Origin of the sequence: Pseudomonas sp. NBRC 111132 (assembly GCF_001320565.1) — a bacterium.
GTDB classification, from domain to species: domain Bacteria; phylum Pseudomonadota; class Gammaproteobacteria; order Pseudomonadales; family Pseudomonadaceae; genus Aquipseudomonas; species Aquipseudomonas putida_P.
The window spans coordinates 54,997-70,175 of the sequence record NZ_BCBI01000003.1 but is presented as its reverse complement, the minus strand read 5'-3'; the positions used below and the strand labels follow the sequence as shown (position 1 = coordinate 70,175).

At 63.7% G+C, this 15,179-nt stretch carries 16 protein-coding genes; 10 read left to right on the top strand and 6 right to left on the bottom strand.

The window, feature by feature from the left end:
• Positions 1–7: 7 nt before the first annotated feature.
• The 6 genes from APH35_RS02375 to APH35_RS02350 all read left to right on the top strand — a co-directional run bounded on the left by APH35_RS02375 (position 8) and on the right by APH35_RS02350 (position 5,794).
• On the top strand, positions 8–544 hold the full coding sequence (locus tag APH35_RS02375) for a Csu type fimbrial protein (RefSeq protein WP_060492834.1): 537 nt from the start codon (positions 8–10) through the stop codon (positions 542–544).
• Between the two features lie 18 nt (positions 545–562).
• Complete coding sequence (locus APH35_RS02370; protein ID WP_012271615.1) at positions 563–1,096, top strand: Csu type fimbrial protein; 534 nt, start codon at positions 563–565, stop codon at positions 1,094–1,096.
• Between the two features lie 3 nt (positions 1,097–1,099).
• Positions 1,100–1,603 (top strand): Csu type fimbrial protein, encoded by a 504-nt coding sequence (locus APH35_RS02365; protein WP_012271616.1) that lies wholly within the window; start codon positions 1,100–1,102, stop codon positions 1,601–1,603.
• A 40-nt stretch (positions 1,604–1,643) separates the two neighbouring features.
• On the top strand, positions 1,644–2,420 hold the full coding sequence (locus APH35_RS02360) for a fimbrial biogenesis chaperone (protein WP_060514144.1): 777 nt from the start codon (positions 1,644–1,646) through the stop codon (positions 2,418–2,420).
• Positions 2,421–2,528: 108 nt separating this feature from the next.
• Positions 2,529–4,826 (top strand): fimbria/pilus outer membrane usher protein, encoded by a 2,298-nt coding sequence (locus tag APH35_RS02355; RefSeq protein WP_060514143.1) that lies wholly within the window; start codon positions 2,529–2,531, stop codon positions 4,824–4,826.
• Positions 4,823–5,794, top strand: a complete 972-nt coding sequence (locus APH35_RS02350; RefSeq protein WP_012271619.1) for a Csu type fimbrial protein — start codon at positions 4,823–4,825, stop codon at positions 5,792–5,794. The genes APH35_RS02355 and APH35_RS02350 overlap by 4 nt, the downstream gene beginning before the upstream one ends.
• Positions 5,795–5,860: 66 nt before the next feature.
• On the opposite strand, the gene APH35_RS02345 is transcribed toward APH35_RS02350, so the two are convergent.
• A complete protein-coding gene (locus APH35_RS02345; RefSeq protein ID WP_060514142.1) occupies positions 5,861–7,009 on the bottom strand; it encodes a M14 family metallopeptidase in 1,149 nt (382 codons plus the stop codon).
• Between the two features lie 277 nt (positions 7,010–7,286).
• Here APH35_RS02345 and APH35_RS02340 point away from each other — a divergent pair, with 277 nt between their 5' ends.
• Both APH35_RS02340 and APH35_RS02335 read left to right on the top strand, forming a co-directional pair.
• Positions 7,287–8,243: an ABC transporter substrate-binding protein gene (locus APH35_RS02340; protein WP_370739332.1), complete on the top strand. Its 957-nt coding sequence runs from the start codon at positions 7,287–7,289 to the stop codon at positions 8,241–8,243.
• A gap of 14 nt (positions 8,244–8,257) precedes the next feature.
• Positions 8,258–9,220, top strand: coding sequence for an aliphatic sulfonate ABC transporter substrate-binding protein (locus APH35_RS02335; protein WP_012271622.1), 963 nt, complete (start codon positions 8,258–8,260; stop codon positions 9,218–9,220).
• 22 nt (positions 9,221–9,242) lie between these two features.
• On the opposite strand, the gene APH35_RS02330 is transcribed toward APH35_RS02335, so the two are convergent.
• From APH35_RS02330 to APH35_RS02315, 4 genes are all read right to left on the bottom strand, one after another.
• Positions 9,243–10,016 carry an AraC family transcriptional regulator gene (locus APH35_RS02330; protein WP_012271623.1) on the bottom strand — a complete coding sequence of 258 codons (774 nt, stop codon included), beginning with the start codon at positions 10,014–10,016 and terminating at the stop codon, positions 9,243–9,245.
• A 36-nt stretch (positions 10,017–10,052) separates the two neighbouring features.
• The gene (locus APH35_RS02325) at positions 10,053–11,285 is read right to left on the bottom strand and encodes an MFS transporter (protein WP_012271624.1); all 1,233 of its coding nucleotides are present in this window, start codon (positions 11,283–11,285) and stop codon (positions 10,053–10,055) included.
• 140 nt (positions 11,286–11,425) lie between these two features.
• Positions 11,426–11,656 (bottom strand): hypothetical protein, encoded by a 231-nt coding sequence (locus tag APH35_RS02320; protein ID WP_012271625.1) that lies wholly within the window; start codon positions 11,654–11,656, stop codon positions 11,426–11,428.
• On the bottom strand, positions 11,649–12,431 hold the full coding sequence (locus APH35_RS02315) for an MlaA family lipoprotein (protein WP_060514141.1): 783 nt from the start codon (positions 12,429–12,431) through the stop codon (positions 11,649–11,651). The genes APH35_RS02320 and APH35_RS02315 overlap by 8 nt, the downstream gene beginning before the upstream one ends.
• A 167-nt stretch (positions 12,432–12,598) precedes the next feature.
• Here APH35_RS02315 and APH35_RS02310 point away from each other — a divergent pair, with 167 nt between their 5' ends.
• Together APH35_RS02310 and APH35_RS02305 are read left to right on the top strand one after the other, a co-directional pair.
• Complete coding sequence (locus APH35_RS02310; protein WP_041166455.1) at positions 12,599–13,306, top strand: response regulator; 708 nt, start codon at positions 12,599–12,601, stop codon at positions 13,304–13,306.
• The gene (locus APH35_RS02305; RefSeq protein ID WP_060514140.1) at positions 13,303–14,658 is read left to right on the top strand and encodes an ATP-binding protein; all 1,356 of its coding nucleotides are present in this window, start codon (positions 13,303–13,305) and stop codon (positions 14,656–14,658) included. Before APH35_RS02310 ends, APH35_RS02305 begins: the two co-directional genes overlap by 4 nt.
• Here the strand turns inward: APH35_RS02305 and APH35_RS02300 are convergent, their stop codons facing one another.
• Positions 14,659–15,123, bottom strand: a complete 465-nt coding sequence (locus tag APH35_RS02300; RefSeq protein ID WP_012271629.1) for a nuclear transport factor 2 family protein — start codon at positions 15,121–15,123, stop codon at positions 14,659–14,661.
• Between the last annotated feature and the right edge of the window lie 56 nt (positions 15,124–15,179).

The window sequence follows — 15,179 nt, the reverse complement described above, 5'->3', positions numbered from 1 at the left end:
CCATGCCATGAACCGCACTTCGATCCTGTTGCTTACCCTCGGCCCGCTGCTGGTACCTGGTGGTGAGGCGCATGGCAGCACCACAGGTTTCATCCAGGCGCGGCTGGTGATCAGCGCGGCCTGCCAGATCAGCAGCAACGAGACACAACCGGCCGTGCTGGGCAACCCGGGGGTGCTGGATTTTGGCGAGCGCGGCCCGAGCTGGGACCAGCCACTGCGCAGCCGGGTGGACGAAGTGGGCGGCGAGGGTAGCCTGCAGATCAGTTGCACGCCCGAAGTCCGGGCTTTCAATGTGCGCATCAATGGTGGCCTGAATGGCGACGACGGTATACGGCGTCTGAGCAATGGCCGTGAACTGATCCCTTATCAGCTGGCAGTCGACCCTGGCGGCAACAGCCGCTACGGCATCGGCCAGGCGCGCGCCTTCACCATTCGCAGCAGCCAGCAAGTGCCGATTCCCATCTACGGCGTGGTGGTGGCGCAGCCGCGCGCGCTGCCCGCCGGGCTTTACCGCGACACCCTCAGAGTGACCCTGGACTGGTAACCACGCAAGGAGACTCCGATGCGAACGAACCTTTCATGCTGCATGCTCGCAGGCCTTGGCCTGGCACTGGCTTCCCAGGCCCAGGCCGCCACGGTGACCGGGAACATCACCTCGACGCTGACCCTGATTGCCGCGTGCCAGGTCAACGGCAGTTCGGGCACTTCGGGGTTGAACTTCGGCGCTCTGAACTTTGGCACTCAGGATGCCCTGTTCACCACTGCCAATGCCCAGGTGCTGGGTGGTGGGGGCGGTGCCATGAGCATCCTGTGCTCGGCGGGTACGGTGCCTGCCATCAAAGTGCGCGCAGGGCTACATGACGGCCAGTCGAGCGGTGGCACGCGTGCGCTCGCCGATGGCGCTGGCAACTTCGTGCCGTACGACCTCTATACCGACTCCGGCCGTACGACGTTGCTGGCCATTGACGGCACCATCACCCTGCCAACCAGTACTGGCGCGGCCCAGACCGTCAACCTTTACGGCAAGGCCGTGGGCAAGGCGGGCCTGCCCGCAGGGGTCTACAGCGACACGATTTCGGTCGAGCTGTCGTTCTGAACCATGCGCGGTTGGCTGGCAAGTGGCCTGAGCGGAATCGGCATGCTGTTGGCGGCCCCGCTGGGGGCGGTGACCACCAGTACATTCACGGTGACGGCGCAGATTGTCGCCGGTTGCCTGGTGGTGGGGGGTGTCACCAGCTACGGCACGCTCGATTATGGCTCGCAGTCCGCGCTGTCCACGGGCTTGCTCAGCACGTCGTTGGGTGGCTCTACCGTGACCTTCCAGTGCACGCCAGGCGTGGCCATGAGCATGAGCCTGGATGGTGGGCAGAACAGTGCCAGCGGCACACGCAACCTGAAACGATCGAACGGCACGCAAGTGCTGGCCTACCAGTTGTACCGGGACGCGGCCTACAGCCAGAGCCTGGGAATCGGCCAGAGCGTGGCCGTGAGCTATGCCGACCCGACGGCGATCAAGCTGCCGGTGTACGGGCGGGTTCAGCTGACCGGCACGCTGCCGGCAGGGACCTACACCGATGTGGTGCAAGTGACGGTGACCTGGTGAACACCAGCGCCACCAACGACAAGTGTCTAAGGAGAGCTGCATGCGGGTAGGCGCGAAGTGGGCGCGAGGATTGATTGGGTTGTGGTGGCTGGCAAGCTTGCCAGCCGGGGCGGCCACCTCGGTGTTGATCTGGCCGATCGACCCGGTGCTGGAGGCCGACCAGAAGGCGGGCGCCCTGTGGCTGGAAAACCGCGGTACTGCGCCGGCCAACTTGCAGGTGCGGGTATTCGCCTGGCGCCAGGGTGATTACCAGGAACAGTTCCAGGCGCAGCGTGAAATCATCGGCAGCCCGCCGGTCGCCAACATTGCCCCAGGGCAGAAGCAGCTGATTCGCCTGACCCGTACTGGCTCATCACCCGCCGGCCAGGAGCAGGCCTACCGCATCATCATCGACGAGATCCCGCCCGCCATCCCGGTCGATAAAGCCGACCCCGGCGCTACCGCGGCCATTCGTTTGCAAATGCGTTATTCGGTGCCGCTGTTCGTCTATGGCGAAGGGCTGTGGGGCAAGGCCGACCCTGACGGCAAGCGCAATGCCGAGGGTGTGGGCAAGCCGCAGCTCAGCTGGCGCCCGGTTACCGTGCAGGGCAAGCCTTACGTTGAACTGCGCAACACTGGCCCCGTGCATGCGCGCTTGACCGATGTAGTGGTGCAGCAAGGCAGCCAGAGCAAACCACTGGCCGAGGGGCTGCTGGGCTATGTGCTGCCGGGCGCCAGCATGCGCTGGCCTGCTCCCGAGGTGTCCAGCAGCGGTAGCGTGCTCAAGGGCAGGGTCAATGGGCAGGGTACGGCGGACGCTATTCGCCAAGGCCAATGAGCCAGCAAATGAATGCAGTGCAGGGGTCAGGGAGTACCCGGCAATGGTCGGAAACCGTGTGTGAAAAAGCTTTCGGCGACGACTCGCCGTTGGTGCCTGGGGCTGGTCATGGTCAGCCCAGGGCTGGCGTTGGCCGACGACCTGCCCCCACCGCCCACGGAGATGTCCGCCATCGCCGAAGCCACCCTGTACCTCGACCTGGTAGTGAACCAGATGCCCAGGGCTGAACTGGTCCCGGTGCAGCAGCGGGCCGGGCAGCTGTACCTGGACAGCGACATCTTGCGGTCAGCCGGTATTTCGTTGCCTGGCAGCCCCCAGGGCGAGGTGGCCCTGGAAAGCATCGCGGGGTTGCATGCCGACTACGACAGCCAGAACCAGCGCCTGCTGCTGCAGGTGCCGCCGGCCTGGTTGCCAGACCAGCAAGTGGGTGACCGCAACCTGTACCCGGCCAGTGATGCGCGCAGCAGTTTCGGCGCTTTGTTCAACTACGACCTGTACCTCAATGACACCGATGAAGGCGGTACCTACCTGGCCGCCTGGAACGAGCTGCGCCTGTTTGACAGCTGGGGCACTTTCTCCAGTACCGGGCAGTGGCGCCAGTCATTCAACGGCGCACAGGCGGATGATACGCGCCAAGGCTTCATGCGTTATGACACTACTTGGCGCTTCACTGACGAGCAGCGTCTGCTGTCTTATGAAGCCGGTGACTTCGTGACTGGCGCTTTGCCCTGGAGCAGCTCGGTGCGGGTGGGCGGCGTGCAGCTGTCGCGTGACTTCGCTGCGCGCCCCGACCTGGTCACTTACCCGTTACCGGCGTTCGCAGGCGAAGCGGCGGTGCCGACGTCGCTCGACCTGTTCATAAACGGTTTCAAGTCCAGCACTACCGAGCTGCAGCCAGGCCCGTACACCCTGACCAACGTGCCGTTCATCAACGGCGCCGGGGAGGCGGTGGTGGTCACCACCGATGCGCTTGGCCGGCAGGTGTCGACGACCTTGCCGTTCTATGTCACCAGCAGCCTGCTGCAGAAGGGCCTGACGGACTACTCGGTGGCCGCCGGCAGCCTGCGCCGTGATTACGGCGTGCGCGATTTCAGCTATGGGCCGGGTGTGGCCTCGGGCAGCCTGCGCTATGGGCTCAGTGACTTCTTCACCCTCGAAACCCACGCCGAAACTGCCGAGTCGCTGATGCTGGGCGGGTTGGGTGGCAACATGCGGCTGGGCAACTTCGGCGTGCTCAATGCCGCCCTGGCGCAAAGCCAGTTCGATGGCGAGAAGGGCCACCAGGTCGCCCTTGGGTACCAGTACAACAGCCAGCGCATCGGCTTCAGTTACCAGCGCCTGCAACGCCATGGTGACTATGCCGACCTGACCCGGGTCGACCTTCCGGACATGCAGTTGAGCAAGCGCAGCGAACAGGTCACCCTCAGCCTGAACCTGAACGAGTACGGCAGCATTGGCGCCGGCTACTTCGATGTACGCGCCGGTGACGGCACGCGTACTCGGCTGATCAACCTGAGCTACAGCAAGCCGCTGTGGGGCAGCAGCAGCGTGTACTTGTCGGCCAACCGCGAAGTGGGTGACAGCCAGTGGGCGGTGCAGGCGCAGTTGGTGATTCCGTTCGACCTGCACGGCACCCTGGCGCTGGGCATGGAGCGAAGTAAAGAAGGTGAGACACTGCAGCGGGTCAACTACAGCCACGCGGTGCCAGCGGGTGTCGGCGTTGGTTACAACCTAGGCTATGCCGCAGGCAGCGACCGGGATGCCTATCGCCAGGCCGACGTCACTTGGCGCCTGCAATCGGTGCAGTTGCAGGCGGGTGTGTATGGCAGTAGCGGTGAAATGACCCGTTGGGCTGACGCCAGTGGTTCTCTGGTGTGGATGGATGCCGGGGTGTTCGCAGCCAACCGCATCGATGATGCCTTCGTAGTGGTCAGTACCGCGGGCTACGCCGATGTGCCGGTGCGCTACGAAAACCAGGACGTTGGCCGCACCGATGCCAAGGGGCACTTACTGGTGCCGTACAGCAGCGGTTACTACCGTGGCAAGTACGAAATCGACCCCATGGACCTGCCGCCGGATGTGCTGGCGCCAGACGTGGAGCAGCGTGTGGCGGTAAGACGGGGCAGCGGTTACTTGCTGGAGTTCCCGCTCAAGCGGGTCATGGCGGCCAGCGTCGAGCTGGTGGATGGCAACCAGCAGGTGCTCAAATTGGGTAGCCGTGTGACCCACACAGAAAGTGGCGGCCAGGCGGTGGTGGGTTGGGACGGGTTGGTGTACCTGGAGAACTTGTCGCCGCATAACCGCTTGCAGGTGGAAATTGAAGGCGGCGGGCATTGCGAGGTGGCATTCGACCTGCCTGAGTCACAAGGCTCGGTGCCCTTGATTGGCCCGCTGGTGTGCCGATGAATGCCTGGGTGCGTGGTCTGTGGGCGAGCGTGCTGCTGTTGCCGACGGGTACGGCCTGGGCGGTTTGTTCGTCGGTAGCCACGTTGCCGGCGGCGTTTGGCAGCCTCAATTCAACGCAGGTTCGCACCACGGTACAGACGGCTTCCACCCTTAACTCCGGTTTGCAGTGCACCGGCTCGCTACTCACCTTGCTCAGCAGCAATGATCATTTCTACGCAACCATCACGCCCGCCTCGGGCGGGCTGGTCGGCCCGACAGGCGATGTCATCTCTTACACACTGTATGCCGACAACAGCACCAACTACCCGATCACCCGCGGTCTGGCCTACGACTTCGCTCGCAACGGTATCATCGACCTGCTAGGGCTGCTCGGCGGCACCACGCCCAAAGCGGTGCCTATCTACATGCGTACCCAGATTGGCAGCAATGTCGCGGCAGGGGTGTACCAAGAGAACCTGACCGTGGCCTGGAGCTGGAACTATTGTTCGGGGATTGGCGCGTTAGGGATATGCCTTGGGCGTGACATCGGTTCAGGTAGCCAGACCTTGAACGTGAGCCTGACGGTGACCAACGACTGCCAGATCACCACCCCCAACATCAGCTTCGCCAGTGCGCCGGTGGTGGCAGGGTTCGGCACTGTGAGCCAGGGTATAAACGTGTCGTGCACCAAGGGCAGCAGCTACACGGTGGGGCTGGATGACGGGCAGAACGTGTCCGCTGGGCGGCGGCGGATGAAGTCGGCGGCCAACAACTACCTGGCCTATGACATTTTCAAAAGTGCTGGGACGGTGCGCTGGGGCGCGACCGGGGCTGCCAGGCGCTCCAGCACCGATGCCGACGTCAACCCCGGTGTGGGGACTGGTACGGGTAGCCAGGTGTTCAACTACAACGCCAAGGTCTATACCGACCAGGCGACACCGCCTGCAGCGACCTATACCGACAGTGTGATACTGGATGTGCAGTTCTGATGCAGCTCTGACGGAGCCTGATGCCTGCCGCTGACACGGCCCCTGTAGGGCCGCGTCAGCCTTGGCTCAGCGCAAATCGCCCACCATTTTTGCCAGGGTCTCCAGCACCGCCCCGGCCAGGGCCTTCGAGCGTGCCCCCGACCAGCCGGTTACCGCATCGGGCGCGTCGTCATGGTCCTTGAATGGCATCTCCAGCGTTAGCGACAGGCAGTCATGTGCCATGCCCACGGCATTGCAGGCCAGCGTCGTATTCGCCTGGCCAGGCTCGTCGCGGGTATAGCCGTGCACGGTCTGAAAGTCGCGGGTCACGCTGCACAAGGTATTGCGAAACTGCGCTTCGAGTTTTTCCAGTCGCGGGGTGTAGCCTGGGTTGCCCTCGCACGCGGCGGTGAACACGTGCGGAATCTCTTCGTCACCATGCACGTCGATGAACGCGTCCACGCCGTACTGCTTCATCTGCGCCTGAGCAAAGAACACCTCTGGGCTCAGTTCGATGCTGGCGTCCTGCCAGGCGCGGTTGAGGTCCTTGCCCTTGAAGTTGGTACGCAGGTGGCCGAGGAAGGCGCCGTCGGGGTTCATGTTGGGGATCAGGTAAAGGTCAGCCTTGGCCAGCAATTGCTTAACCACTGCATCGTTGGCCTGCAGGCGGTCGATCACGCCTTCCATGAACCATTCGGCCATGTGCTCGCCTGGGTGTTGCTGGGCAATCAGCCACAGCTTGCGCTTGCCATCTGCACCGTCACCGGCACGCAGCAGCGGGATATCGCGGCCTTGGACACTGCGGCCGCTGGCCAGCAACTCGACCCCCGGCAGTTGCCGTGCACGTTCGATCAGCTGGTTGTGTCGGGCGCGAGAGAAGGGCTCGAAGTAGGCGAACCAGATATGTTCCTGTTCAGCCTTTACCTCGAACGACAGCGCCGTACCGTCGAACTGGCTGGGCACGCGGAACCAGCTCTGCTGGTCGTAGCTGGCCACCGCGTTGTAGCCGCTCCACGCGTTCTTGTACGAGGAGCCAGACGCGTTGTCGAGGCTGAAGCGATGCACCTGCCCCGGGGTGAGCCCGCTGACCTTGAAATGGAACCATTGGTAGTGGCCGCTGTGGGTGTCCGGGCGGATGGCCAGGTGTACCTGGGCCGGGTTGCTGGCATCCAGCACCTGGATGTTGCCGGAATCGAAGTCGCAGTCGATCTGCAGGGGGGACAGCGTCACGGTCATGTGCCGGGCTCCTTTGCGGGTATTGTTGTAAGGGTACTGTACACGGCTTGGCAGGGTTGTTGCGTCTGTTTGCATGACATGGCGGTATCGGAATGTGACGGGACAAGTTCGTGCGCGCTTTTGTCGGGCAGGCTGTGATCGAGCTGCCGCGGCCAGCGTTGGTCAGATAAGTATCTATATTTTTTGCATATTAGCTTAGCTCTAAAATCAATTTCATTTATCTGATTTTGCCCGTTACATTCAGCGTTCTCTTACCTGCAAGGAACTGCGGATGTCCATTCGATCTCGCCTGCTGCTGTTCGCAGCCGCTACGCTGCTGACCACCCAGGCTTTCGCCAGCGAACGCCTGACCCTGCGCATCGGCGACCAGAAAGGAAACATGCGTGCCCAGCTGGAGGCGGCCGATGCCTTGCGCGACTTGCCTTACGATATCCGTTGGGCCGAATTCCCCGCAGCCGCCCCCCTGGCCGAGGCACTGAACGCCGGGGCGATCGATGCCGGCATCATCGGTGACGCACCATTGCTGTTCGTGCTGGCCTCCGGGGCGCCGGTCAAGGCCATTGCCGTGGACAAGTCCGACCCCTACGGCACAGCGCTGCTGGTGCGCCCCGATGCAGCCTTGCAAAGCGCCGCCGAGCTCAAGGGCAAGCGCATCGCCACCGGCCGCGGCTCTATTGGCCATCACCTGGCGCTGAAGGCACTGGATCAGGTCGGCCTTAGCGAAAAAGACGTGGAGTTCCGCTTTCTCGGCCCGGTCGACGCCAAGATCGCCCTGGCCAACGGCTCGGTGGATGCCTGGTCAACCTGGGAGCCTTACACCGCTCTGGCCGAGCTGAGCGGCCAGGGCAGGGTGCTGGTCAACGGCCGTGGGCTGTCCAGCGGCAACAGTTTCCTGGCCGCTACCGACAAGGCGCTGGACGACCCGGCTCGGCACGCTGCACTGCAGGACTACCTGGCCCGCCTGGCGGGTGCCCAGGTGTGGGCCTACCAACACCTGGACAGCTACTCGAAAACCCTGGCGGCGATCATTGGTTTCCCGGAGGGCGCCGCGCGGCTGCAGTTTGAACGCCGTCAGTTGCACTGGCAGGTCATCGACGCCAAGACCATCAGTGAACAACAGGAAACCGCCGACTTCTACCACGCCCACGGCCTTATGAATCAGCGCCTGGACGTTGGCCCGACCTTCGCCACTGGCTTTACCGTGCCCGCCACTGACTCACTGGCCCAACATTGACCTGGAGACACCCCATGCTGCACCGCAAACGCCTGCGCCACCTGGCCCTGGGCCTGCTGCTCGGTGGCCTGCTGCCGTCGCTTGCCAGCGCCGAGCAGACCCTGCGCATCGGTTACCAGAAATCCTCCACCCTGCTGACCTTGCTCAAGGCACGCGGCACGCTGGAGCAGCGCCTGCAAGCCGAAGGCATTCGCGTCAGCTGGCACGAGTTCCCCAGTGGTTTGCCGTTGCTGGAGGCACTGAACCTGGGCAATGTCGACCTGTCGGCGGACGTGGCCGATACAGTGCCGGTGTTCACCCAGGCAGCCGGCGCCAAGCTCACCTATTTTGCCCGTGAGGCACCGTCCCCTTCGGCCCAGGCCATCCTGGTTCCGGCCGACTCGCCGCTCAGGACACTGGCCGATCTCAAGGGCAAGCGCGTGGCGGTGACCAAGGCGGCGGGTAGCCACTACCTGTTGATCCAGGCCCTGGCCAAGGCCGGCTTGAGTTTCAAGGACATCACCCCGGCGTACCTGATCCCTGCCGATGGCCGCGCGGCCTTCGAGAATGGCAAGGTTGATGCCTGGGTCACCTGGGACCCTTACGTGGCCAGTGCCCAGCGTCAGCAGAATGCACGCATTCTGGCCGATGGCAGCGAGCTGGCGAGTTACCAGCGTTACTATCTGGCCGGCAGCGACTACGCCACGGCGCACCCTGAAGTGCTTCAGCAGGTGTATCAGGCGCTGCGCGAGATCGGTACCTGGACCAAGGCCAACCCTGCAGCGGCGGCCCGGGTGCTGGGACCGTTGTGGGGCAACCTGGACAGCGCCACGGTGCAGCAGGCCAATGGCCGGCGCAGCTATGACGTGCAGCCGGTGCAACTGGACAACCTGGGTGAGCAGCAGCGTATTGCCGATGCCTTCTACCGTGAAGGGCTGCTGCCCAAACCGGTGGATGCGCGGGCGGTGACTGTGTTCGAGCCCCAGGCTGTTGACTGAGGATGGCTTTATAGCCTGCAGGCTATTTGAAGAACTGGCTCGGCGTAGTGCCGAACTGGCGCTTGAACATGCTGGCAAAGGCACTGGGGCTGTCATACCCCAGTGCGCCCGCCACATCGATGATCCGCTCGCCCAGGGCAATCCGTTCCAGCGCCTGCATCAGTCGCGCCTGTTGGCGCCACTGGCCGAAGGTCATGCCGGTTTCCTTGCGGAATAACCGTTGGATGGTCTTTTCGTCCACCCCCAGATACAGGCCCCAGTCGGCTACGGTGGCATTATCGTCGGGCCGTTCATGCAACGCCGAGCAGATCACCCGCAAGCGTTTGTCGCTGGGCTGCGACAGCTTCAGCGGCAAGGTGGGCAGTACGCAGATTTCGTCGAGGATCAGGCGCATCACCCGGGCTTCGCGCGAGTCCTCGGCAAACGGCGCGGTAAAGCCCACCGAGGCCTTGATCAGCTCACTGAGCAGCGGCGAAATGCTGATGGCCTTGCTCTGCAGGGGCAGGCCCGCCGCCGCGTCGGTGCGCACGAACACGCTGCGCATTTTCACATCACCGACACAGCGGATGGCGTGCACCTGGCCGCAAGGCATCCATACACCGCGGCTGGGCGGCACAGTCCAGCATTCGTTGCCGGACTCGACGATCATCAGGCCTTTGATGGCATAGATCAGTTGATGCTTGGCATGGTGATGGGGCTCGATGAACCAGTCGCTCGGGTAGTCCGTCGCGCGGCTACCCACTTCCCAGGTCCACCCATCGACCTCCACCAGCAATTCACGCTGCGGCTTTACCATCGTGTCCTCGTCTAGATGCAGCCTGGCAGCGCCACTTTAGCAGCAACGGCTGGGCCGGGCTTGTGAGCGGGTAGCCGGCAGCAGTGCGGTGGCCAGCCCCAGCAGCGGCAGGAAGGCGATGGCCTGGTACACCCACTCGATGCCATACCGGTCGGCCAGCTCGCCGAGGCCGGCGGCACCGATACCGCTGATGCCGAACATCAGCCCGAACATCACTCCCGAGACCATGCCGACCCGGCCTGGCACTGCCTCCTGGGCATACACCACCAGCGCTGCGAAAGCCGAGGACATCACCAGACCGATGGCCACTGCCAGTACCGCTGTCCAGGCCAGGTTGGCATGGGGCAGGGCGAGTGCGAAGGGCGCCACGCCGAGGAACGAGACCCAGATCACTGCCTTGCGCCCGATACGGTCACCCACCGGGCCGCCGGCAAAGGTGCCCAGCGCCACGGCTGCGAGGAACACGAACAGGTACAGCTGGCTGTGTTGCACGCTCAGGCCGAAATGCTCGATGAGGTAGAAGGTGAAGAAGTTGGTGAACGAAGCGATGTAGACGAACTTGGCGAACATCAGCACGGCGATCACCACCACCGCGCGCCACATGGCGTTGCGCGACAACCCGGGCGCCTGCTGGCTGGCGAAGGTCTTGAGCCGGGCCTGGCCGTGACGCACGCTCCAGCCGGTCACCCGCAGCAGCACCATTACCGCCAGCGCGGCTGCGAGCATGAACCAGGCAATGGCTGGCTGGCCGTGCGGAATGACGACGGCGGCGGTGAGCAGCGGGCCGAGGGCCGAGCCGGTATTGCCGCCGACCTGAAAGGCGGATTGCGCGGTGCCGAAGCGCCCGCCGGAGGCCATCCTGGCCACCCTCGAGGCTTCGGGGTGGAAGGTCGCCGAGCCCACGCCGACCACGGCGGCCGCCACCAGCAGCATTTCATAGCTGCCGGCAAAGGCGAGCAGGGCGATGCCCACCAGTGTCACCAACATGCCGGCCGGCAGCAGGTAGGGTTGTGGGTGCTTGTCGGTGAACATGCCGACCCAAGGTTGCAGCAGCGAGGCGGTCACCTGGTAGATCAAGGCGATCCAGCCGATCTGGGCGAAGCTCAGCGCGAAATCGCTTTTCAGCATCGGGTAGATCGACGGCAGTACGGCCTGGATCAAGTCGTTGAGCAAGTGGGCGAATGCGGCGGCACCGACGATACGGACCGCGAAGCCCTGAGGCTGGTCGGCAGGCGTGGCGGTGGCCATGGAGGCGGTAGAGGTTGTCATGGGCAAGGTTCTTCTGTGGCAAGGGAGCAAGGCATTGCCGCCGCAGGTTAGCCAGTGCCTGGGTTGCCTGTCTCACGCCGAACAGGCAGCCACTGCCGCGTTTCGGGCATCCGTGCGGCATCCGTGCCCGTAAGGCCTTTTTACCGTTCGTGCCTTGCCATCCAGCGCAGCAACGCAGCGATCGGTACGCTGCGGTGAGCCTCGTGCCGGTAGGGCTCACCCTCGGCGGTATAGCGTTCGCGATAGCGGCTGAGGACCAGATTGCGGCCATCGGCAGACACCCGGGCCTCCAGTTCGTGCAGCAACAGCGGTTGCCGGGCGGCACCCTCCAGGCGCCGGAACAGCAGCATGGCGGCGTGGGCATCATTCATGGCCGGGTACCTGCGGGCACTTGGCTTGCCACGTACCAGGTTCGCCTGCCTTGCCTTGCGCCACCAGGTTACTGCGCTGTTGCGCGGTGTAATCGCGCATTGCCAGGTAGTAATCGGGCCAGGTGTGCAGCAAGTCGGTCACCGGTAGCGCGGCAGCGCGGCCGTCCACGACGTGCCCGGCAGTGGCCACGGTAGTGAGTGTATCGACTGTATCGCTGTGATCGCCGAACGGGTCCACCGCCATGCTCAAGACCGTGCCGGTGGCGTCACGCAGATTGTGCGAGCCCAGCAGCGGCAGCTCGACGATGGGGCCATTGCCGATGCCCCAAACGCCGAAGGTCTGGCCGAAGTCCGAGCGGTGTTGGCTCAGCCCCATCTTGCCGGACACATCGACCAACCCCGCCACACCGAGCGTGGTGTTGAAGATGAAGCGGGTAAGGCTGGTCATTGCCCGTTCGCCATTGCCTTGCAGCAGGTCGTTGGCGAACACCTTGGGCTCCCCGAAGTTACTGGCAAAGTTGTGCACGCCCTGCTGGGCAAAATCTGGCAGCGCAGAGTAGCCCCGGGCGACAGGGGTCAGTAGGTAGTCATCGACCGTGCGATTGAAGGCAAACACCACACGGTTTGCGGGCTCCGCCGGGTCACTGACCTGATAGGCAACAGGGCCGCAGGCCATGCTGGCCGGGGCGCGCTGGCTGCAGCCTGCGGCCATGAGCAGCGACAATGCCAGCGCGGCAGAGCGCGCGGAGCGGGAGGTGGAGGATGAACGGGACATAGGTGCATTCCTGGCAAGAACTGGCGGCGATGCTGCCCGGTTTTTCTTGCCTGGGAATGTCTGGATTGTCTCTGCTCGGACACATTGTTACAGGGTTGAAATATATGACGGCCGCGTGGCGATGGCCGTAAAGTACCGCTTGGTTACTTTGTTTGCGGTGCTTTTTTGTGAGCCATTTGCTGATAGTCGACGATGATGTCGAGGTGCTCGACCTGTTACAGAAGTTTCTTCGCCAGCATGGCTACGAGGTAGATGTGGCCTGTGATGGCAATGCGCTCTGGCAGGCGCTTGAGCGGCGCGTGCCGGACCTGGTCATCCTCGATGTGATGTTGCCTGGTGACAGTGGCCTGGTGCTGTGCCAGCGGCTGCTGGCCGATTACAAGGTGGCGGTGATCATGCTGACCGCCATGGGTGAGCTGAGTGACCGGGTGGTGGGCCTGGAGCTGGGGGCGGACGACTACCTGACCAAACCGTTTGCCGCCCGTGAACTGCTGGCACGGGTGAGGGCAGTGCTGCGCAGGGCCGGCGAGGGGGCGGGAGGTGCAACCAGCCATGCCTCGGCCCTCGAATTTGCCGGCTGGCAACTGGATGTGGTGCGGCGCGAGCTGCGCTCGCCGGAAAACGTCATGATTCCCTTGTCCAACGGTGAATTCGAGCTGTTGCTGGTGTTTGCCGAACATCCGCGCCGGGTGCTCAGCCGCCAGCAGTTGCTGGACCTGGCCCGTGGCGAAGCCTACGACGCCTATGACCGCAGCGTTGACGTGCAAGTGAGCCGGTTGCGCCGCAAGCTTGAAACCGACAGCGGCAATGAGCCGTTGATCCGCACCCTGCGCAACGTCGGCTACCTGTTCACACCCGTGGTCGCCAGGCGATGAGCCTGTTCGCCCGGCTGCGCCAGGCTGTGCCGCAGCCAAGAATCACCATTGCCCGCTGGATTGCCCTGACCACCTTGACGGCGATGTTGTTCCTGCTGCTACTCAAGATGCTGTTCAGCCTGCTGCTGAGCGTGTGGGCGCAACCGCCACTGCTGGAGAGTGGCGTGATCGAGAAAGTAGCAGCGGTGACTCGCATCCTCGATGCCGCGCCCGCAGCGCAGCGCAGCAATATTGCCAGCGCGGCGGGCGACGGTTCTTACTCCGTGCGCTGGCTGCAACGCCATGACGAAGCGGGCGTCCCGGTGTTGGTCGATGCCGAGTTCCGCGAGGGCACGCCTATTCTGCGCGCCTTGCTCAAGCGGCCGGATGCCAGGGTTGAGGCATTCGAGCCTTCCGACATGCCGGAATACGCCCCTGAGCGTGGCTATGCCCTGATGGTCGAGTTGAGCGACAAGTCCTGGGTGCTGTTTCGCGCTACCAGCCGAAGTTGGGGCCTGGATGAACTGCCGCGCAACCTGATCATCCTCGGCTTGATGCTGGCGTCCAGTTTTGCCGTCGCGTTCTTGGCAACGCGCTTTCTGGCCAAACCCCTGGAGCGCTTTACCGAAGGGGCGCGCAGGTTTGGCAAGGACTTCAACGCCCCACCCATCCCGGTGGTCGGCCCGCACGACCTGCGCCAGGCCATTCTGGCGTTCAATGCCACCCAGGCGCAGCTCAGGCATTACCTCAACGACCGTACCCAGATGCTGGCGGCCATCTCTCACGACCTGCGTGCACCGCTGACGCGCATGCGTTTGCGTGCCGAGTTCATCGAGGATGCCCAACTGCAGGCCAAGTTGTTCAAGGACGTCGATGAAATGCAGGCAATGGTCGACGCCGCATTGGCGTTCTTCCGTGATGACGCTCGGCTGGAGCCCACCACGGCATTCGACCTAGGCGAACTGCTGTTGACCGTGGTGGATGATTTCAAGGATGCGGGCGTAGAAGTTGGCCTCAGCGGGCCACGCCGCTGTGTGTACACCGGCAGGCCGGTGGGTATCAAACGGGTGCTGGTCAACCTGATCGACAATGCCGCGAAGTACGGGTGCGAGCCAACGGTGATGTTGATGGTAACCGCCAGGCAGATAGAAATAACCGTGCAGGATCGCGGACCGGGCATCGCGCCCGAACTGCATGAGCAGGTATTCGCGCCGTTTTACCGGATCGAAGGCTCACGCAACCGCGACACTGGCGGTGTGGGGCTGGGCCTGCCCGCAGCACGGGCCATCGTGCTGGAGCAAGGCGGCAGCCTGACATTGAGCAACCGCCCCGATGGCGGTCTGCAAGCCAAGGTCACACTGCCGCTGGGGTGATCAGAGGCCCAGTTCGCTCAGCCCGGGGTGGTCATCCGGGCGCCGCCCCAATGGCCAGTGGAACTTGCGCTCGGCTTCGCTGATGGGGTGCTCGTTGATGCTCGAATGGCGGTTGCACATCAGGCCGTCGTCGGCAAACTCCCAGTTTTCGTTGCCATACGCGCGGAACCACTGGCCGCTATCGTCGTGGTACTCGTAGGCATAGCGCACGGCAATGCGGTTGCCGGTGAATGCCCACAGTTCCTTGATCAGGCGGTATTCCAGTTCATGGTTCCACTTGCGGGTCAGAAACGCCTGGACCTCGGCACGGCCACGGGGGAACTCGACGCGATTACGCCAGACCGTGTCGGGGGTGTAGGCGAGCGCGACCTTGGCTGGGTCGCGGCCATTCCAGCCATCTTCGGCAAGGCGAACCTTTTCGATGGCACTTTCCTGGGTGAAGGGGGGAACGGGGGGGCGGGGCATCAGGGTAACTCCCAAGGGTTGAAGGGGCACGTAGGAGCGTAGTGGTTCAACGCCGT

Bases quoted from the DNA above. Each gene is read 5' to 3' on its own strand.
- APH35_RS02375 (WP_060492834.1), top strand. From the start codon at position 8: ATGAACCGCACTTCGATCCTGTTGCTTACCCTCGGCCCGCTGCTGGTA.
- APH35_RS02370 (WP_012271615.1), top strand. From the start codon at position 563: ATGCGAACGAACCTTTCATGCTGCATGCTCGCAGGCCTTGGCCTGGCA.
- APH35_RS02365 (WP_012271616.1), top strand. From the start codon at position 1,100: ATGCGCGGTTGGCTGGCAAGTGGCCTGAGCGGAATCGGCATGCTGTTG.
- APH35_RS02360 (WP_060514144.1), top strand. From the start codon at position 1,644: ATGCGGGTAGGCGCGAAGTGGGCGCGAGGATTGATTGGGTTGTGGTGG.
- APH35_RS02355 (WP_060514143.1), top strand. From the start codon at position 2,529: ATGGTCAGCCCAGGGCTGGCGTTGGCCGACGACCTGCCCCCACCGCCC.
- APH35_RS02350 (WP_012271619.1), top strand. From the start codon at position 4,823: ATGAATGCCTGGGTGCGTGGTCTGTGGGCGAGCGTGCTGCTGTTGCCG.
- APH35_RS02345 (WP_060514142.1), bottom strand. From the start codon at position 7,009: ATGACCGTGACGCTGTCCCCCCTGCAGATCGACTGCGACTTCGATTCC.
- APH35_RS02335 (WP_012271622.1), top strand. From the start codon at position 8,258: ATGCTGCACCGCAAACGCCTGCGCCACCTGGCCCTGGGCCTGCTGCTC.
- APH35_RS02330 (WP_012271623.1), bottom strand. From the start codon at position 10,016: ATGGTAAAGCCGCAGCGTGAATTGCTGGTGGAGGTCGATGGGTGGACC.
- APH35_RS02325 (WP_012271624.1), bottom strand. From the start codon at position 11,285: ATGACAACCTCTACCGCCTCCATGGCCACCGCCACGCCTGCCGACCAG.
- APH35_RS02320 (WP_012271625.1), bottom strand. From the start codon at position 11,656: ATGAATGATGCCCACGCCGCCATGCTGCTGTTCCGGCGCCTGGAGGGT.
- APH35_RS02315 (WP_060514141.1), bottom strand. From the start codon at position 12,431: ATGTCCCGTTCATCCTCCACCTCCCGCTCCGCGCGCTCTGCCGCGCTG.
- APH35_RS02305 (WP_060514140.1), top strand. From the start codon at position 13,303: ATGAGCCTGTTCGCCCGGCTGCGCCAGGCTGTGCCGCAGCCAAGAATC.
- APH35_RS02300 (WP_012271629.1), bottom strand. From the start codon at position 15,123: ATGCCCCGCCCCCCCGTTCCCCCCTTCACCCAGGAAAGTGCCATCGAA.